The sequence below is a fragment of the Streptomyces hygroscopicus genome (assembly GCF_026168105.1).
Lineage (GTDB): Bacteria > Actinomycetota > Actinomycetes > Streptomycetales > Streptomycetaceae > Streptomyces > Streptomyces hygroscopicus_D.
Window position 1 is genome coordinate 17,465 of sequence record NZ_LBMW01000062.1, and the last position, 20,657, is coordinate 38,121.

4 protein-coding genes are annotated in these 20,657 nt (G+C 70.4%); 2 read left to right on the top strand and 2 right to left on the bottom strand.

Annotation, left to right across the window (positions count from 1 at the left end; translation table 11 throughout):
- Positions 1–119 precede the first annotated feature (119 nt).
- Together AAW14_RS35115 and AAW14_RS35120 are read right to left on the bottom strand one after the other, a co-directional pair.
- Complete coding sequence (locus AAW14_RS35115; protein WP_265568503.1) at positions 120–956, bottom strand: class I SAM-dependent methyltransferase; 837 nt, start codon at positions 954–956, stop codon at positions 120–122.
- Between the two features lie 5 nt (positions 957–961).
- Positions 962–2,188 (bottom strand): MAB_1171c family putative transporter, encoded by a 1,227-nt coding sequence (locus tag AAW14_RS35120; protein ID WP_265568504.1) that lies wholly within the window; start codon positions 2,186–2,188, stop codon positions 962–964.
- A gap of 680 nt (positions 2,189–2,868) precedes the next feature.
- Between AAW14_RS35120 and AAW14_RS35125 the strand changes: the two genes are divergently transcribed.
- The gene (locus tag AAW14_RS35125) at positions 2,869–3,978 is read left to right on the top strand and encodes an FAD-dependent oxidoreductase (RefSeq protein WP_265568505.1); all 1,110 of its coding nucleotides are present in this window, start codon (positions 2,869–2,871) and stop codon (positions 3,976–3,978) included.
- A 344-nt stretch (positions 3,979–4,322) separates the two neighbouring features.
- Positions 4,323–20,657, top strand: a 16,335-nt coding sequence (locus AAW14_RS35130; protein WP_265568506.1) for a type I polyketide synthase, incomplete at its 3' end; no start/stop codon positions are given.

Below are 20,657 nucleotides of genomic sequence, written 5' to 3' on the forward strand. Positions count from 1 at the left end.
GAGAAGAGCCCCCGCTGTCCTACGGCCGTGCCGCGGTCGCTCGTCCAGGTGGCACCCTCGCCGCCCTCGCCGCCCGAGTCGGCCGCCGTCTTCGGCGGGTGGCCGGGCGGTGACCTATGTCATTTACAAGTGCTGTCGGCTGACGTGGAGGAAGCCAGAGTGTCCGATGGGCGGCGACCCCAGGCCGAGATGGTCATTTGAGGGATGTCGATGAACGCTGGGTCCTTCAGTAGTTCCGTGAATTCGGTGAGGTCCGCGTCGGTGATGAGGCCGCTGGCCAGCAGATCGGGGGCAGCCCGGTCGATGAGCGGGCGCCAACGGTCCTTTTCGAGTCCGCCCATGCGGCCGAGGTTTCCGTCGAAGGCCACCTCGGTGAGTGCGTTGCGGGCGAGGAGGGCGGGCAGCCTGCGGGCCCAGGTCATGTCGGCGCCGTTCCGTCGGTAGGTGTGCTGGTAGGCGGTGAGGATGCGCTGAATCAGGGGGAAGGGGGAGGTGGCGGCGGGCAGATCGTAGGGCTCTTCGATGAAGAGCCAGCCACCGGGGGAGAGCCAGCCGGCGGCCCGTGCGACCATCTCGTCCCGATCGGGGAGGTGGCAGAACAAATAGCGGGCGTGGATGAGGTCGAAGGTGCCGGGCGTGTAGTCCTGACGTGTGATGTCGGCTTCGTGGATTTCCAGGTTGGTGGCCCGGCCGGCGTCGAGGTGACGGGTGTCGACGTCGACGGCGACCACGCGTCCGTCCGGGCAGCGGGTGGCGAGCCAGTAGGCGATGGAGCCCGCGCCTGCGCCAAGTTCCAGGCAGTTCCAGTTTGCTTGGATGGGCAGACTTTCGAGGATGTTGGTGGTGAACGTGTCGACACTGCGTTGGATGGACTCCAGGCGGCCACGTTCGCGCGGGGCATCATTGCTCAGCATGCCGGTGTTGTAGGGGCTGGTGACGGCGGGGGGCTGGGTCACGGGTATCACCTGTTCGTGCGAGTGGCTGGGGTGGCGGGCGCATGCTGACCGGTGCAGTCCGGCGTGGAGGGATCGGCGGTGGACGGCAAGGCGAAGGAGCGTACGGCGGGAAGTGTCCGGGACCGGAGGACCGCAAGCAGGAAGTCGGTCTCGCTGCGGAGGCCGTTGTCGCTGGTGCCTGCGGTGGCGAGGGGGTTCGGTCGGGGTGTCCCTGCGGCAGCCCTGGCCTCGAGGGCAGCGTGCAGCCAGCACGCGGTGAACGCCGGCTCGACCTGCTCCTCCCGTAGGGCCTGGGCGGTGATGTGACGACAGGCGTGTTCCATCTTCTCGGGTGTCACGTAGTCCTGCAGGACGAGCAGGGCGTCGCGGATCTCGATGACCTGGCGGTAAAGCCGGAGGTGGATCGTGCGGGGGCTGCCGAGCAGTGAACGGATCCGGCTACGGGGTCTCTCGAGAACGACGTGCGGGACGGCTTCGACGAGGTCGCGCCACAAGGGGTGCAAGTGCCACATGACCTTCGCGTCACATGCCGTGCGATGGACGGTGAGGGCCAGTGGCAGACCGACCCCGGCGGTCATCAGCCAGGCCGTGAGGCCGATGTTGCCGGGGAACAGCGCGCCCAGCCAGGCGGGCCGGGTGAGGAGGAAGGCCAGGACGACGCACCAGAACATGCTGGACGAGGTGAAGCCGGCGGCGAGCAGGAAAAGGCCGGTGCGCAGGGGCCGGTGGTCACGGGCCTGCCGGCCGTAGCGCACGCACAGCACGGCGCAGGGGATCGTGCCGACGAGGTGGGCAGCGACAAGCAGCCACCAAAAAGGGCTGTACCAGGGGACGGCCTCAGAATTGACGCATCCGGCATGCGGGTCGACGGTGTAGTTGAGGGCGACCAGGACGGCGACCGTCACGATCATGGGGCCGTAGACAAGCCAGGGGTGGCGCCGGGACATCGCCGCGAGGACGAAGTCGAGGATGAATGCCGAGCTGAGGACACCCCACGCGTTCATGAACAGGCCGCAGCTCTGGGCAAAGGTGAAGCTGTGGTTCAGGGCGGCGGAGACGGGGTCGAGATAGACGGTGATCGACCCGGCAAGACCGATCGCGGCGATGAGCAGCATCTTCTGCTGGTGAGAGCGGCGAGCCGTGGGCAGCCGGAGAAAGATCACCGTCCACAGCGCCAGCGCACCCAAGAGTTCGGCGCGGCACCCCAGTTTGTAGACGAAACTCAAGCTCATTGCTCCTACTCGCGGATTCCGAGGGCGGCTTCGAGAGTTCGGCTTCCTGTTCCTGCTCGGTGGTGTAGTCGGCCGCCCACCATCGCCGCGAGGGTGCGGGAGCATGTCCTGCTGTACGGCGCCTTTCGTGTGGTGGAGGGGCTCAACCGCCTGGAGGGCACTGGCTTTGGCACTGCTTCGCCTCCGCCGGCCTGTCGAAGGGGGTTCCGGTGACGGACATGGCTGAGTGGCTGGGCCATCGCGACCCGAGGATCGCCCATCAAACCTACACGCACGTGCTGGCCGACGGTCCGGAGCGTCTGAGGTCTTTGATGGATGCCGTGTTCACGATGGATGAGGGCACGTGCCCGGCAGGGGTCCCACGCGTCTCTGGGACTTCTCGGGGACTTCCGGCTGCGGCGGACGGCGTGATCCCGAGAGAACCGAAATACCATTTCCGCCGGTCAACGGCGCTCGCTGATTCATAGCCGCAGGTCGGCAAGGCACTCTGCCTCTTGATCAACGTATGACCGGTTGACGCCTCCGCACCCCTTCTGACCAGCAACAGATGACGTGCGCCAGGGGTGCAGGAGGTGCCTTTGGGACCTCGATTAATCATTAGTGTCTCTTCGTGGGGCTGTGCTTCCTTGGCTGCGTGCCGGACCTTCCGGCAACTCGTCCACCTGCGGAGAGACAGCCTCATGCACTCGACTCACGCCCCCCGCATCGCCGTTGTCGGCGCCGGCCTCGGCGGCCTTGCCTGCGCCCGCGTCCTGCAACTCCACGGCCGACCGGTCACTGTCTTCGAACGTGAGGCTTCCACCGGTGCCCGCCCCCAGGGCGGAAGCCTCGACATACATGCCGGTACCGGGCAGGTGGCGCTGCGTGCGGCGGATTTACTCGACCGGTTCCGCACCTTGGCCCGCCCCGAGAGCCAGGAGTGGCGCCTGCTCGACCCTGCCACCGCCGCCGTCCTGCCTTTCGCGGGGCCCGTCCACGATGAGGACAGCCCCGAGATCGACCGCGGTCAGCTGCGTGGCTTGCTCCTGGAATCCCTTGCCGAGGGTACCGTCCGGTGGGACCACGCCGTGGCCGGTGTCACGCCGCTCGGAGACGGCACCTGGCGGCTCCTTTTCGACGACGGGAGCACCGAGGAGGCCGACTTGGTGGTCGGTGCCGACGGTGCCTGGTCGCGAATCCGACCAACCCTGTCGGACGCCACGCCCAGCTACAACGGTGTCACCTTCATCGAGGCCGGCTTCGACGACCGCGACACCCGCCATCCCGCCCTTGCCGGCACCGTCGGCAACGGAACCATGCTGGCGAGCGCCGGTAGCAGGGCTTTGCTGGCCCAGCGCAACAGCAATGGCCACATCCGCGTCTACGTCGCCTTCCGTGCCCCGCAGAACTGGCAGGTGGCCGCCGACGTGGCACTCGATGACACAGCGGCCGTCCGCGCACACCTGCTGAGGATGTTCGAGGGATGGGACGAGAGCCTGCTCCACCTCGTACGACACAACGACGGCGGATTCGTCAGCCGGCCCGTGTTCGTGCTGCCCGCTCCGCACACCTGGGAACACGTCCCCGGCATCACTCTGCTGGGCGACGCCGCGCACCTGATGCCCCCCGTGGGGCTCGGCGCAAACCTCGCCATGCTCGATGGTGCCGACCTCGCCCACGCCCTCATCGCCGAATCCACCATCGACGACGCCGTACGCGGCTATGAAAGCCTCATGCTGCCTCGCTCGGCCCAGGCCGCCCGGGACTGCGCCAAAGCACTCGACGACATCATCCCTCCCGAAGGAGCCTGAGCAAGCGCCACAGCCACCGGTCCGCGACACCCCCCCCGCGCCAGCCAGGACCCGACACCACCCCGAGCCGTGCGGGACGGCCGTTCCGAAGTCCCGCGAGCATCCCACTCGGCACCCGGTGCGCGACGCAGCCGGCGTTCATGGGACAGCCCTTGGGGTTCCCCTTGGTGAGGCCCATGGGCTGCGGATTGCTCACACGACGACATGCATGCGCCGTGCGTTTGGGATTCCCCTAGACCTGATCCGGTACCACGCCGGAAGCCCGGCCGCTGGGCCGAAACTAGGGCCACACCGCCATGTGTACGGTGCCTTTTCGTTCTCTGTGTGGGTGGGTGGAGCGCAATATGGTCGAGTCCGGGCTCAACGAAACGGGGAATCGGGCCGGTTCGGCTTCGGCGGATTCGGCCGATGGCATAGCCGTCATCGGCCTTGCCTGCCGGCTGCCGGGGGCCGCTGATCCGGCCGCCTTCTGGAGGTTGCTCAGTGAGGGCACGGACGCGATCAGCGACGTCCCCCCGGACCGCTGGGACGGGGCCGCCGTGGCCGACTCCGACCCGTCCGCGCCGGGCAGGACCGACATCCGCCAGGGCGGATTCCTCGACCGCATCGGCCACTTCGACGCCGGGTTCTTCGGGCTCTCCCCCAAGGAGGCCGCGGCCATGGACCCGCAGCAGCGGCTCGTACTGGAGCTTGCCTGGGAAGCGCTGGAGGACGCGCACGTGCGCGCCGAGACGCTGCGCTCCACCCGGACCGGAGTCTTCGTCGGCGCCATCTGGGACGACTACGCGACCCTGCAGCACCGCTCCGGACTCACGGCCATCTCCCCGCACACCGTCACCGGCCTGCACCGCAGCCTGATCGCCAACCGGGTCTCGTACTTCCTCGGCCTGAACGGCCCCAGCCTGACTGTGGACTCCGGCCAGTCCTCCTCCCTGGTCTCGGTCCACCTGGCCTGCGAGAGCCTCCGCAAGGGCGAGTCCGCGACGGCCCTCGCGGGTGGCGTGAACCTCAACATCGTCCCCGAGAGCACCCTGGGCGCCGCCAATTTCGGCGGTCTGTCCCCGGACGGCCGCTGCTTCGCCTTCGACGCCCGTGCCAACGGCTACGTCCGCGGTGAGGGCGGCGGCATCGTCGTCCTCAAGCCGCTGGCCCGGGCCATCGCGGACGGAGACCCCGTCTACTGCGTGATCCGCGGCAGCGCGGTCAACAACGACGGCGGCGGCAAGGGGCTGACCGTGCCACTGCAGTCCGGGCAGGAACAGGTGCTCCGGCTCGCCTACGAACAGGCCGGGGTCGACCCCGCCCGGGTCGGCTACGTTGAGCTGCACGGAACCGGCACCAGGGTCGGTGACCCGATCGAGGCGGCCGCGCTCGGCGCGGTCCTCGGCGCGGGACGCGATCCCGGCCGGCCCCTGCGGGTCGGCTCGGCCAAGACCAACGTCGGCCACCTGGAGGGCGCCGCCGGCATCACGGGCCTGCTCAAGGCTGCCCTGTCGCTCAGCCACCGTGAACTGCCCGCCAGCCTCAACTTCGAGACCCCGAACCCCGCGATTCCGCTGGACCGTCTCAACCTCCGGGTGCAGACAGGGCACAGCCCCTGGGAAAGCCAGGACGGCCGCCCGCTCCTCGCCGGTGTCAGCTCCTTCGGCATGGGCGGCACCAACTGCCACATCGTGCTGGCGGAGCACCGGGCCACGAAGACCGAGCCCGTGCCACGGCCGTCAACGGCACCGACCCTGTGGCCGCTGTCTGCCAAGACCGCCTCCGGGCTCCGCGCCCAGGCCACCGCTCTCCTCTCGCACGTCGCCGAGAAGCACCCCGACCTTGAGCTGCCCGACATCGGCCGGTCCCTGGCCACCGGACGTACCGCCTTCGAGCACCGGGCCGTCGTCGTGGGCGAGGACCGCGCGGAATTCCTGCGCGCGCTGCGCGAGCTCAGCGCCGGCGGTGTCGACGCCGCACTGACCACCGGCCGCGTCGGCCCGCGCGAAAAGGTCGCCTTCCTCTTCTCCGGCCAGGGCAGCCAGCGCGCCGGAATGGGTCGCGAACTGGCCGGGACCTTCCCGGTGTTCGCCGCTGCGCTGGACGAGGTGTGCGCCCACCTCGACCCCCGGTTGCCCCGGCCGCTGCGCGAGGTCATGTTCGCACCTGAGGGCTCCGAGGAAGCGGCGGAACTCGACCGGACGCTCTACACGCAGACCTCGCTGTTCGCCGTCGAGGTCGCGCTGTTCCGGCTGTTGGAGAGCTGGGGTATCACCCCCGACGTGCTGATGGGCCACTCCATCGGTGAAGTGGCTGCCGCACACACGGCCGGGGTCCTCTCCCTTTCCGACGCCTGCGAACTGGTCGCCGCACGCGGCCGGTTGATGCAGGCGCTGCCCGCAGTCGGAGCCATGATCGCCGTGCAGGGCACCGAGGACGAGGTGCGCGCGCTCATCGGCGACCGGGGGGACCGCGTGAGCATCGCCGCGCTGAACGGCCCGGACTCCGTTGTCGTCTCCGGCGACGAGGACCACGTCACCGAGATCGCCGAGGCATGCGCGGCCCAGGGTGGCAAGACCAGCCGACTACGGGTCAGCCACGCCTTCCACTCCCCGCACATGGAACCCATGCTGGCGGAATTCCGGGGTGTGGCCGAGCGTCTGACGTTCCACCAGCCGCGGATTCCTATCGTCTCCAATGTGACGGGCCGTCTGTCCGACGAGTACGAGGGCAGCACGTCCGAGTACTGGGTCCGCCACGTCCGCGACGCGGTCCGGTTCGCCGACGGAGTCGCCCGCCTCGACGAGCAGGGCGTTCGCACATACCTGGAGCTCGGACCCGGCGGGGTGCTGACCTCCCTTGCCCGCGCCTGCGCCCCCGGCGAAGCCCTGTTCGTCCCCGCCCTGCGCGCCCGCCGCCCCGAGCCGCAGGCGCTGCTGGCGGCGGTCGCGGCCCTGCACGTCCACGGCCTGGAGCCGGACTGGTACGCCCTGTTCGAGGGACGCGGCGCACGCCGAGTACCCCTGCCCACCTACGCGTTCGAGCGACGGCGGTACTGGCTGGACGAGACCACGGCCCTCGCCGTCACCGCCGCACCGCCGGCCGTCCCGCAGCAGGACGCGGCAACCGATACCGATACCGATACCGACGCCGACGCCGACGCCGACGCCGACGCCGACGCCGACACGGTCACCGTCGTGTCGTCCGTCGGCGCCCTGGCGCAGAGGCTGGCCGCCCTGCCCGAGCGCGAACGCGACGCGGCGGTGCTCGACCTGGTCCGTACGAACGTTGCGGCCGTGCTCGGACACGCCGAAGCCGCCGAGGTCGAAACCGAGTGGACCTTCCACGACCTCGGCTTCGACTCCCTCAGCTCCGTCGAACTGCGCGACCAGCTCACGCAAGCGACCGGACTGCGCCTGCCCAGCGGGCTGCTCTTCGACCACCCGACCCCCCTCGCGCTCTCCCGCCACCTGAGCGCGGAAGCGCTGGGCAGGGGCGCGGCGCTCGCCGTTCCCGAAATCGTGGCCGACCCCGGCGAGCCGATCGCGATCGTCGCGATGAGCTGCCGTCTCCCGGGCGGGGTGTGCTCACCGGAAGACCTGTGGCGGCTGGTGGAGAGCGGCGGGGACGCCATAGGCGGCTTTCCCGCCAACCGTGGCTGGGACGTGGAATCCTTATACGACCCGGAGCCCGGCACGCCCGGCAAGTCCTCGACACGACAAGGAGGATTCCTCCACGAGGCGGCCGACTTCGACGCGGGCTTCTTCGGCATCAGCCCCCGCGAGGCCGCCGCGATCGATCCGCAGCAGCGCCTGGTCCTGGAGACCGCGTGGGAGGCCTTCGAACGCGTCGGCATCGACCCGGCCTCACTGCGCGGCAGCCGGACCGGAGTGTTCATCGGCGCGACAGCGCAGGACTACGGCCCACGGCTCCACGAGCCCGTGGAGGGCATCGAGGGCTACCTTCTGACAGGCACGACGACCAGCGTCGCCTCGGGCCGGGTGGCCTACTCCTTCGGCCTTGAGGGGCCGGCGGTCACGGTCGACACGGCGTGCTCGTCCTCGCTCGTGGCCTTGCACCTGGCGATCCAGTCGCTGCGCAGCGGCGAGTGCTCTTTGGCGCTGGCCGGCGGCGTGACCGTGATGTCCACACCCGGCATGTTCGTGGAGTTCAGCCGGCAGCGCGGGCTGTCGGCGGACGGGCGCTGCAAGGCGTTCGCCGCGGGCGCGGACGGTACGGGGTGGGCCGAGGGCGTCGGCATGCTGCTGGTCGAGCGGCTGGGCGACGCTCGGCGCAACGGGCACCAGGTGCTGGCGGTCGTACGGGGATCCGCCGTCAATCAGGACGGTGCGTCGAACGGTCTGACGGCGCCGAACGGTCCTTCGCAGCAGCGGGTGATCCGGCAGGCGCTGGCGTCCGCCGGGCTGTCGGCCGTTGACGTGGATGCGGTGGAAGCGCACGGTACGGGCACCAGGCTGGGCGACCCGATCGAAGCGGAAGCCCTGATTGCAGCCTACGGCCAGGGACGGGACGCCGAGCGGCCCTTGTGGCTCGGGTCGTTGAAGTCCAACATCGGCCACACCCAGGCCGCCGCCGGTGTCGCCGGAGTGATCAAGACGGTGATGGCGATGCGGCACGGTGTGCTGCCGCAGACGCTGCACGTGGACGAGCCGACGCCGCACGTGGATTGGTCGGAGAGCGGCGTGCGGCTGCTCACCGAGGCGGTCGACTGGCCGGAGTCGGAGCATCCGCGCCGGGCCGGGATCTCCTCCTTCGGCATCAGCGGTACGAACGCTCACGTGATCGTCGAGCACGTCCCTACTACCGAGGAGCCCGCCCGCGAGGCGCTCGAGGGGCCGATGGCGTGGGTGCTGTCGGCGAGGAGCGAGGCGGCGCTGCGCGGGCAGGCGGAGCGCCTGTTGTCCTTCGTGGACGCCGAGGCACGACCGGCGGACATCGGTTTCTCGCTGGCCACGACGCGGTCGGTGCTGGAGTACCGGGCAGTGGCGGTGGGGGAGACCCTGGAGGAACTCACGGAGGCCGTAGGGGCCTTGGCGTCGGGCTCTTCGTCGGCTTCCGTGGTCCAGGGGGTGGCGCGGTCCGGGGGCAAGGTGGGTTTCCTGTTCTCGGGTCAGGGTTCGCAGCGTCTGGGGATGGGCCGGGAGCTGTATGCGGCGTTCCCGGTGTTCGCGGAGGCGTACGACGAGGTGTGTGCGCTGCTCGATGCGCCGGTCGATGTCGACGCGGACGAGTTGCATCGGACCGGGTGTACGCAGCCCGCGTTGTTCGCCATTGAGGTGGCGTTGTTCCGGCTCCTCGAATCGTGGGGTGTTCGGCCGGACTATGTGGCGGGTCACTCCGTTGGCGAGATCGCGGCCGCGCATGTGGCCGGGGTGCTGTCGCTTCCGGATGCGGCGAAGCTGGTGTCGGCGCGTGCCGCGCTGATGCAGGCGCTGCCGGCAGGCGGGGCGATGGTGGCGGTGCAGGCCACCGAGGAGGAAGTCCTGCCGCACCTCACCGAGAGCGTCGGTATCGCGGCGGTGAACAGCTCGCAGTCGGTGGTGATCTCGGGCACCGATGAAGCGGTGACCGAGATCGCTGAGCTCTTTGCGCAGCAGGGTCGTAGGACGTCCCGGCTGAAGGTCAGTCACGCGTTCCACTCGCCGCTGATGGATCCGATGCTGGAGGAGTTCCGTGAGATCGTCCGCGCGCTGAGGTTCAACGAGGCGCGGATTCCGGTGGTTTCCAACCTGACCGGCCGTCTCGCGGAGCCTTGCACCGCCGAGTACTGGGTGCGTCACGTCCGTGAAGCCGTCCGCTTCGCCGACGGAGTCCAGACCCTGCACGACCTGGGCGTGACCACCTTCGTGGAGATCGGCCCCGGCGGCGTGCTCAGCGCGCTCGCCCAGGGCTGCGTGGACGACGCGTTCACCGTCCCGGTGCTGCGTGCCGACCGCCCCGAACTGCAAGCGGTCGTCACCGCTGTCGGACAGCTGCACGTGCACGGTGTCTCCCCGGACTGGCACGCGTTCTTCCCCGGTGCGCGGACAGTCGACCTGCCCACCTACGCCTTCCAGCACGAGCGCTACTGGCTCGACGCGCCCCAGGCGGCAGCTCCCGGCACGGCCGACGTCATGGACACCGAGTTCTGGGACCTCGTCGAGAGCGAGGACCACGACTCCCTCGGTGCTCTCCTGGGGCTGCCGTCGGCCGAATTGGACGTGGTCGCCCCCCGACTGTCCGGCTGGCGTCGGCAGCGGCGTGAACAGTCCACTGTCGACGGGTGGCGCTACCGGATCACCTGGCAGTCGCACGGCGACATCGGTGCCCTTCCATCGGGGACCTGGCTCTACGCGGTGTCCGACGAGAACGAGTGGACGTCGGCGATCCAGGCCGGGCTTGCGGACCTCGGCATCGATCTCGTTCCGCTGGCTCTGAGTGAGGGCACCGACCGTCAGTCGTTGACCCGGATCCTCGCCGACGCCGGGACGCAGGCCGAAGGCATCGTGTTCGCCGCGACGGGGGCGGAGGCGCTCCAGCGGCTCGTGCTGCTCGTACAGGCCCTCGGTGACGCCGGGATCGAGGCCCCGCTGTGGTGTGTGACCAGCGGCGCGGTGTCCATCGACGCCTCGGACACGCTCACCGACCCCGTGTCCGCGCAGCTCTGGGGTCTGGGCCGGGTCGTCGCCCTGGAGCAGCCGCAGCGCTGGGGCGGGCTCGTCGACCTGCCCGACGCACCCGACCCGCGTTCGGTGCGGCGGCTGGCGGGCCTGTTGACCCAGACCGACGAGGACCAACTCGCCGTCCGCGTCTCGGGCGTATCCGTGCGTCGCCTGGTGCGCGCGCCGCAGAGCACGGCCCTGACGGACACACTCTGGTCGCCGCGCGGCACCGTCCTCGTGACCGGTGGTACGGGCGCGCTCGGCGGGCACGTCGCCCGCTGGCTCGCGACCGCCGGAGTCGAACACCTGCTGCTCACCAGCCGCCGGGGCCTCGACGCTCCGGGTGCCGTCGAACTCGAGGAGGAGCTGAAGGCGCTGGGCGCGAGGGTCACTGTCGCCGCTTGCGACGCGGCCGACCGGACCGCGCTCTCAGCCCTTTTCGACCAGCACACGGTCAACGCCGTGGTGCACACCGCGGGCGTACTCGACGACGGCCTGGTCGCATCGCTCACGTCCGAGTCGCTGCACAAGGTGCTGCGCCCCAAGGTGGACGCCGCGCTCCACCTGCACGAACTCACGCGGGACCGTCAGGACCTCGACGCCTTCGTGATGTTCTCGTCGATGACCGGTGTCTGGGGCAACGGCGGTCAGGGCGCCTACGCGGCCGGGAACGCTTTCCTCGACGCCCTCGCAGAGCAGCGCCGTGCCCAGGGGCTGCCCGCATTGGCCGTCGCGTGGGGGCCGTGGGCGGACGGTGGGATGGCCGACGGCGCGGCCGGAGAACACCTGCGGCGGCGCGGCATCCGGGCGGTCGCGGCCCTTCCGTCGATCTCCGTGCTGCACAACGCGCTGACGCACGGGGAAACGTGTGTGACCGTCGCGGACGTGGACTGGGACCGCTTCGTCCGGGCCTTCGCCGCCATGCGCCCCTGCCCGTTGCTGCACGGGGTGCCCGAGGCCCGTAAGGCTCTCGAAGCACGGGACCGCGCCGAGCAGTCCGCCGCGGTGCCCGGGTCCGCGCTGGTGCAGAGCCTGCGGGGGGCCGTGCCCGGCGAGCAGGACCGCATCCTGATGAACCTGGTTCGCGAGCAGGCAGCCGTCGTGCTCGGCCATACCGGCAAGGCCGGCTTCGAGGCCGACCGGACGTTCCGCGAGACCGGGTTCGACTCGCTCACCGCAGTCGAACTGCGTCACAGACTCAACGCCGCCACCGGTCTCAAGCTGTCGGCCACGCTGGTCTACGACCACCCCACCCCCACCGCTCTCGCCCGTCATCTGGGCGAGGAACTCCTCGGTCGGCACGGGACGGAGCCGGACGCCGCCCGGGTCACGGCCCCCGCGAACGACGAGCCGCTCGCGATCGTGGCGATGAGCTGCCGTTTCCCCGGCGGCGTCCAGTCGCCGGAGGATCTGTGGGAGCTGCTGAGGGACGGCCGCGACGCGGTGTCCGGGTTCCCCACCGACCGCGGCTGGGACATCGACTCCCTCTACGACCCGGACCCCGACCGGCACGGCCGGACGTACGCGTGCGAGGGCGGCTTCCTCGAGGGCGCCGACCGCTTCGACGCCGCCGTGTTCGGGATCTCGCCGCGTGAGGCACTGGCGATGGACCCGCAGCAGCGGCTGCTGCTGGAGACCGCGTGGGAAGCGTTCGAGCGCGCGGGCATCGCCCCCTCATCCGTACGCGCCGACCGGACCGGTGTCTTCATCGGTACGAACGGCCAGGACTACGCCAACGTGCTGCGCAACGCACCCGAGGAGACCGAGGGGTACGCCCTCACAGGCAAGGCGGCCTCGGTTGTCTCCGGCCGCATCTCCTACACGTTCGGCCTTGAGGGCCCGGCGGTCACGGTGGACACGGCGTGCTCGTCGTCGCTGGTCGCGCTGCATCTGGCGGCGCAGGCCATCCGGAGCGGCGAGTGCTCGATGGCCCTGGTCGGCGGCGTCACCGTGATGACCACGCCGGACATGTTCGTGGAGTTCAGCCGGCAGCGCGGGCTGTCGCCGGACGGCCGGTGCAAGGCGTTCGCCGCCGGTGCGGACGGCACCGGCTGGGGTGAGGGCGTCGGCATGCTGCTGGTCGAGCGGCTCAGCGACGCTGAGCGCAACGGGCACCGGATCCTCGCCGTCGTACGGGGTACCGCGGTCAATCAGGACGGTGCGTCGAACGGTCTGACGGCGCCGAACGGTCCTTCGCAGCAGCGAGTGATCCGGCAGGCACTGGACTCCGCCGGGCTGTCGCCGGCGGATGTGGACGCGGTCGAGGCGCACGGTACGGGCACCAAGCTGGGTGACCCGATCGAGGCGCAGGCGCTGCTCGCGACATACGGCCGGGAGCGCACGGCAGAACGGCCGTTGTGGATCGGGTCGGTCAAGTCGAACATCGGCCACACGCAGGCCGCCGCAGGCGTGGCCGGCATCATCAAGATGGTCATGGCGATGCGTCATGGTGTGCTGCCGAAGACGCTGCACGTCGATGAGCCCACGCCGCACGTGGACTGGTCGGCGGGAGCGGTGCGGCTGCTCACCGAGGCCGTGGCGTGGCCCTCGGGCGACGAGCCGCGCCGCGCGGCGGTGTCCTCGTTCGGCATCAGCGGTACCAACGCGCACACGATCATCGAGGCGGCGCCGACTGCGGCGGGGCAAGCTCCGACACCGGACTCGGGGGCGATCGTGCCGTGGGTGCTCTCGGCGAAGAGCGAGGCAGCGCTGCGGGCTCAGGCGGAGCGCCTACTGGAGTACGCGAGTGGCGAAGTCCCGCTGCTGGACAGCGGGTTCTCGCTCGCTGCCGCCCGGTCGGGGCTGGAGCACCGGGCCGCCGTGGTCGGCGTCGAGGCGGACGAACTGCGCGCGGGACTGGCCGCGCTCGTGGCCGGTGAGTCGGCGGCGAACGTGGTGATCGGGCGTGCGCGCTCCGGGGGCAAGGTGGGTTTCCTGTTCTCGGGTCAGGGTTCGCAGCGTCTGGGGATGGGCCGGGAGTTGTATGCGGCGTTCCCGGTGTTCGCGGGGGCGTACGACGAGGTGTGTGCGTATCTGGACGCGCCGGTCGATGTCGACGCGGAGGAGTTGCATCGGACCGGGTGCACGCAGCCCGCGTTGTTCGCCATTGAGGTGGCGTTGTTCCGGCTCCTCGAATCGTGGGGTGTTCGGCCGGACTATGTGGCGGGTCACTCCGTTGGCGAGATCGCGGCCGCGCATGTGGCCGGGGTGCTGTCGCTTCCGGATGCGGCGAAGCTGGTGTCGGCGCGTGCTGCGCTGATGCAGGCTCTGCCGGTCGGTGGGGCGATGGTGGCGGTGCAGGCGACGGAGGAGGAGGTGTTGCCGCATCTCACCGAGAGTGTGGGTGTCGCGGCTGTCAATGGTCCTTGGTCGGTGGTTGTTTCCGGGGTTGAGGAGGCCGTGGTTGCGATTGCGGAAGCGTTCGCGCGGCAGGGGCGTAGGACGTCCCGGCTGAAGGTGAGTCACGCGTTCCACTCGCCGCTGATGGATCCGATGCTGGAGGAGTTCCGTGAGATCGTCCGGGGGCTGACGTTCAACGAGCCCACGATTCCCTTGGTTTCGACCCTGACGGGCCGTCTGGCGGAGCCTTGCACGGCGGAGTACTGGGTGCGTCATGTCCGTGAGGCGGTGCGTTTCGCCGACGGTGTGCGGACTCTGCACGAGTCGGGTGTGACCACCTTCGTGGAGATCGGTCCCGGCGGTGTCCTGAGTGCGCTTGTCCAAGGCTGTGTGGAGGACGCGTTCACCGTCCCGGTGCTTCGTGCCGACCGCCCGGAGCCGCAAGCCGTCGTCACCGCGCTCGCCAAGCTGCACGTGAACGGAGTTTCCCCGGACTGGCACGCGTTCTTCCCCGGCGCGCGGACAGTCGACCTGCCCACCTACGCCTTCCAGCGTGAACGCTACTGGCTCGACGCCCCCGCCTCGGTCGGCGACATGCGTGCCGTGGGTCAGGGCGAGGCCCGACACCCCCTGCTCGGTGCCACCGTGTCGCTGGCCGATGGTGAGCGGCAACTGCTCACCGGCCGACTCTCGTTGCACACGCACCCGTGGCTGGCGGATCACACGGTGAACGGGTTCGTCCTGCTGCCGGGTACCGCGTTCGTCGAGCTGGCCCTCACCGCGGCCGACGCCGTGGGCTGTGACCTGTTGGAGGAGCTGACGCTCGAGGCGCCGCTGCCCGTGCCCGAGCGCGGAGGCGTCGCTCTGCAGGTGAGTGTCGGCGCCGCCGACGACTCGGGCCGCAGGCCGCTGACCGTGCACTCGCGCATCGACGACGAGGACGCGTACGGGGCCGAACGGACCTGGGTGCGGCACGCCTCCGGCTGGTTGTCCGTCGCCGCGGGCCCGGTGGACGGCTCGCTCGCCACGTGGCCGCCCGCGGGTGCGGAGCCGGTCGACGTCGACGGCCTCTACGAGCGACTCGCGGGCATGGCTCTCGACTACGGCCCCGCCTTTCAGGGGTTGCGCGCCGCGTGGCGCAGCGGAGACGACTTCTTCGCCGAGGTGGAACTGCCCGAGGCGGAGCGTGCGGGCGCGGGTGCGTACGGACTGCACCCCGCGCTGTTCGACGCGGCCCTGCACACGGTGTGGCTGGGCGCGGTCGAACCCGAGGCCGGGACCGGGCACGGGCTGCTGCCGTTCGCCTGGAGCGGCGTACGCCTGACCGCCACCGGGGCTGCCACCCTGCGCGTGAAAGTTTCGCGCGCAGGCACCACCACGGTCTCGCTGGAACTGGCCGACGGCACCGGAGGGCCGGTCGCGCGCATCGATTCGCTGACCCTGCGCCCGGTCTCAGCCGGGAAGTTGCGCGGCGGTTCCGGGGACGGCGACTCGCTGTTCGGCCTGGAGTGGACGCCGCTCGCCCTGCCGTCCGCCGCGGACGGCACCAGGATCGAGACGTACGAGGACATCGCAGCGCTGCGGGCCGCGGACCCGGTGCCGGACGCCGACGCCTCGGTCGTGCCGTGCCCGACGGGAACCGGTGCGGACACCGTCGCCCGGGTCCGCGAGGTCGCCAACTCCGTGCTGGAACTGGTGCAGTGGTGGCTGGCCGAGGATCGTCCGTCGCGTCTTGTGCTGGTGACGCGCGCCTGGGACCTGAACCAGTCGGCAGTGCGTGGGCTGTTGCGCTCCGCCCAGAGCGAGAACCCGGGCCGTTTCGTGCTCGTCGCAGCCGACGAGAGCGCCGACCTCGTCGGGTTGCTGCCCGGCCTGCTTGCCTCCGGTGAGCCGCAGGCCGAGGTGCGCGAGGGCGAGGTCCGGGTGCCGCGACTGGCCCGTATCGCGGTGCCGGACACGGAGCCGGAGCTCCCCGAACTCGGTTCCGGGACCGTGCTGTTGACCGGGGCGTCGGGCGGGCTGGGACGGCTCGTCGCCCGGCATCTCGTCGCACGACACGGCGTGCGCAGCCTGCTTCTGGTCAGCCGCCGGGGCGGGGACGCACCCGGTGCTGCCGAACTCGCCGCCGAGCTGAGCACGCAGGGCGCCGACGTCACCTGGGCTGCCTGCGACGTGGCCGATCGCGACGCTGTCCGTGAACTCCTCGCCGGCCGACGGATGTCCGCAGTCGTCCACACGGCCGGCGTCCTGGACGACGGAATCATCGGCGCGCTGACGCCCCAGCGCCTGGACGACGTGTTCCGTCCCAAGGTCGACGCGGCGCTGAACCTGCACGAACTCGCGGGTGACCTGTCCGCGTTCGTGCTCTTCTCCTCGGTGGCGGGCACCCTTGGCACGCCGGGCCAGGGCAACTACGCCGCCGCCAACACCTTCCTCGACGCCCTCGCCGAGCACCGCCGGGACCGTGGGCTGCCCGCCACTTCGCTGGCCTGGGGCCTGTGGGCGCGGGACAGCGACAGCGCGATGACCGGCAGCCTCGACCACACCGATCTCACACGCATCAAGCGCATGGGGCTGGCCGCGATCCCGACGGCAGAGGGCCTGCGGATGTTCGACACGGGCCTCGCCTCCGGGCGCGCGACCGTCGTTCCGATCCGGCTCGACACCTCCGCCTTCCGGGACGGACAGGGACAGCCCGTACCGTCCGTACTGCGCGGCCTGGTCCGGGTCGCCCCGGCCCGGCGCACCGCAGCGGCGGTCAAAGCGGCCTCGTCCTCCTTGGGACAGCGGCTGGCCGGGCTGGCCGAGGCCGAGCGCGAGCAGACGGTGCTGGACCTGGTGCGTACCGAGGTGGCCGCCGTGCTCGGGCACGCCGACGCTCAATCGGTCGGCTCGGACGACTCGTTCAAGGACATCGGCTTCGACTCGCTGACCGCCGTCGAACTGCGCAACCGACTGAACGAGGCCGTCGGTCTGCGCCTCCCCGCCACGCTGATCTTCGACTACCCGACGCCCGTCGCCCTCTCCCGCTTTCTGCTGGCCGAGACCCTGGGTGTCCAGGAGGAGTCCGAGGCCGCGGTCGTCACCGTGGCCGCGGCGGACGAGCCGATCGCGATCGTGGGGATGGCCTGCCGGTATCCCGGTGGGGTGCGGTCGCCCGAGGACTTGTGGCGGTTGGTGTTCGACGGCCGTGACGCGATTTCCGGGTTTCCCGAGGACCGGGGCTGGGACGTGGAGAGCCTCTACGATCCGGACCCCGACCAGTGGGGCACCAGCTACACCCGCGAAGGCGGCTTCCTGCACGAAGCGGCCGAGTTCGACGCGGAGTTCTTCGGGATCTCGCCGAGGGAGGCGCTGGCGATGGACCCGCAGCAGCGGCTGCTGCTGGAGACTTCGTGGGAGGCGTTCGAGCGGGCGGGGATCGATCCGGCCTCGGTGCGCGGCAGCCGGACCGGGGTGTTCGCCGGGGTGATGTACCACGACTACGGCGGGCGGGTGCGCACCTCACCAGCGGGCCTTGAGGGCTACCTCGTCAACGGCAGCGCGGGCAGTATCGCTTCGGGCCGCGTCTCCTACACCTTCGGTCTTGAGGGCCCGGCGGTCACCGTCGACACGGCGTGTTCGTCGTCGCTCGTGGCCCTGCACCTGGCGGCCCAGTCGCTGCGCAACGGCGAGTGCTCGATGGCTCTCGTCGGCGGTGTCACGGTGATGGCCGGCCCGGCGGTCTTCGTGGAGTTCAGCCGTCAGCGTGGTCTGTCGGCGGACGGGCGGTGCAGGGCGTTCGCTGCTGGTGCGGACGGTACGGGTTGGGCCGAGGGTGCGGGGATGCTGCTCGTGGAACGGCTCTCCGACGCACGCCGTAACGGGCATCGGGTGCTGGCTGTGGTCCGGGGGTCGGCGGTCAATCAGGACGGTGCGTCGAATGGTCTGACGGCGCCGAACGGTCCTTCGCAGCAGCGGGTGATCCGGCAGGCGCTGGAGTGCGCCGGGTTGTCGGCGGCGGATGTGGATGTGGTGGAGGCGCACGGTACGGGTACCAGGCTGGGTGATCCGATCGAGGCGCAGGCCGTCATTGCCACGTATGGTCGGCGGCGGCCGGAGGGGCAGCCGTTGTGGCTGGGGTCGTTGAAGTCGAACATTGGTCATACGCAGGCTGCTGCGGGTGTTGCGGGCGTCATCAAGATGGTCATGGCGATGCGTCATGGTGTGCTGCCGCGCACGTTGCATGTGGACGAGCCGACGCCGCATGTGGACTGGTCGGCGGGTACGGTGCGGTTGCTGACCGAGGCCGTCGACTGGGAGACGGACCGTGCACGCCGCGCGGGCATCTCGTCCTTCGGCGTCAGCGGTACGAATGCTCACGTGATCGTCGAGCACGTCCCGACGAGCGAGGAGCCCGCCCGCCAGGCGGTTGCGGGACCGGTGCCGTGGGTGCTGTCGGCGAAGGGTGATGAGGCGTTGCGGGCGCAGGCGGCCAAGCTGCTGTCCTTCATCGATGGTGAGGTGTCGCCGATCGATGTGGGGTTCTCGCTGGCCACGACGCGGTCGGTGCTGGAGCACCGGGCTGTGGTGGTGGGGGAGAGCGGTGAGGAGCTTGTGCGTGGTCTGGGGGACTTGGCCGCGGGCACTCCGTCGGCGAACGTGGTGGTGGGGCGCCCGGCCGGGGGCAAGACCGGTTTCCTTTTCTCCGGTCAGGGTTCGCAGCGTCTGGGGATGGGACGGGAGTTGTATGCGGCGTTCCCGGTGTTCGCGGAGGCGTACGACGAGGTGTGTGCGCTGCTGGACGCGCCGGTCGATGTCGACGCGGAGGAGTTGCATCAGACCGGGTGCACGCAGCCCGCGTTGTTCGCGATCGAGGTGGCGTTGTTCCGGCTCCTCGAATCGTGGGGTGTTCGGCCGGATTATGTGGCGGGTCACTCGGTGGGTGAGGTCGCGGCCGCGTATGTGGCCGGGGTGCTGTCGCTTCCGGATGCGGCGAAGCTGGTGTCGGCGCGTGCCGCGCTGATGCAGGCGCTGCCCGCAGGCGGGGCGATGGTGGCGGTGCAGGCCACCGAGGAGGAAGTCCTGCCGCACCTCACCGAGAGCGTCGGTATCGCGGCGGTGAACAGCTCGCAGTCGGTGGTGATCTCGGGTACCGATGAAGCGGTGACCGAGATCGCTGAGCTCTTTGCGCAGCAGGGGCGTAGGACGTCCCGGCTGAAGGTGAGTCACGCCTTCCACTCGCCGCTGATGGATCCGATGCTGGAGGAGTTCCGCGCGGCCGTCCGCGGGCTGACGTTCAATGAGCCCACGATTCCCTTGGTTTCGACCCTGACGGGGCGGCTGGCGGAGCCTTGCACGGCCGAGTACTGGGTGCGTCATGTCCGTGAGGCGGTGCGTTTCGCCGACGGTGTGCGGACTCTGCACGAGTCGGGTGTGACCACCTTCGTGGAGATCGGTCCCGGCGGTGTACTGAGTGCGCTTGTCCAAGGCTGTGTGGAGGACGCGTTCACCGTCCCGGTGCTTCGTGCTGAACGTCCCGAGCCGCAGGCCGTCGTCACCGCGGTCGGACAGCTCCACGTGCACGGAGCTTCCCCGGACTGGCACGCGTTCTTCCCCGGCGCGCGGACAGTCGACCTGCCCACCTACCCCTTCCAGTACGGGCGTTACTGGCTCGACGTGCCTCAGGCACCCGGCGACGTCCGGGCCGCCGGTCTGGGGCCGGCGGACCACCCGCTGCTCGGTGCAGCGATCGCCACCGCCGACAGCGACGGCGTTCTGCTGACCGGGCTGATCTCCCTCGACACTCACCCGTGGCTCGCCGACCACGCCGTGAACGGGAAGGTCCTCTTGCCCGGCACCGCCTTCGTCGAGCTGGCCGTACGAGCGGGCGACGAGGTCGGCTGCGGGCAGGTCGCGGAACTCACCCTGGAGATGCCCCTGGTGGTGCCTGAGCACGTTGGTGTCACCCTGCAGGTGTCGGTCGGTGCTGAGGATGGATCCGGCCGACGGCAGCTGAGTGTTCATTCGCGCGTGGGGGACGGTTCGTGGGTGCGGCACGCGGCGGGCGTGCTGTCGTCGGCGGAGGTATCACCGGCTGCCGTGGGCGCGTGGCCGCCTGCGGGTGCGCAGGCCGTCGATCTGATGGCGTTCTACGAGGACTTGGCCGGAGCCGGTCTTGAGTACGGTCCGGTCTTCCAGGGCCTGCGGTCTGTTTGGCGCGGCGGGGACGACGTCTTCGCGGAGGCCGAGCTGCCGGAGGACGTGAGTGCCGACGCGGCTTCGTTCGCTGTTCACCCGGCGCTGCTGGACGCCGCACTGCACGCCCTGGCCGCCGGCGGGCTGGTCTCCCTGGCCGACGGTCCTCAGCTGCCGTTCGCATGGTCCGGTGTCGTCGTCCAGGCGGCAGGCGCGGCCATGGTCCGGGTGAAACTGTCGCGCAAGGGCGCCGATTCGGTGACGCTGGCCGTGGCCGACGGCGCCGGTGATCCGGTGGCCTCGGTCGACTCGCTGACACTGCGCGCCGTACCGCCGGAGCAGCTGCGCGGCGCCGGTGACGGCGACTCGCTGTTCGGGCTGGAGTGGACGCCGGTCGTACTGCCTCCCGCCGAGGACGAGCTCGTAACCGAGGCCTTCGCGGACTTCGACGCACTGCGCGAGTCGACAGGCGAGCCGGACGTCGTCGTGGTGCCGTGCCCGGTGGGATCGGGTGAGGAC

What these genes read in the sequence shown, in the direction of transcription:
- AAW14_RS35120 (WP_265568504.1), bottom strand. Translation starts at nt 2,188, where the DNA reads ATGAGCTTGAGTTTCGTCTACAAACTGGGGTGCCGCGCCGAACTCTTG.
- AAW14_RS35125 (WP_265568505.1), top strand. Translation starts at nt 2,869, where the DNA reads ATGCACTCGACTCACGCCCCCCGCATCGCCGTTGTCGGCGCCGGCCTC.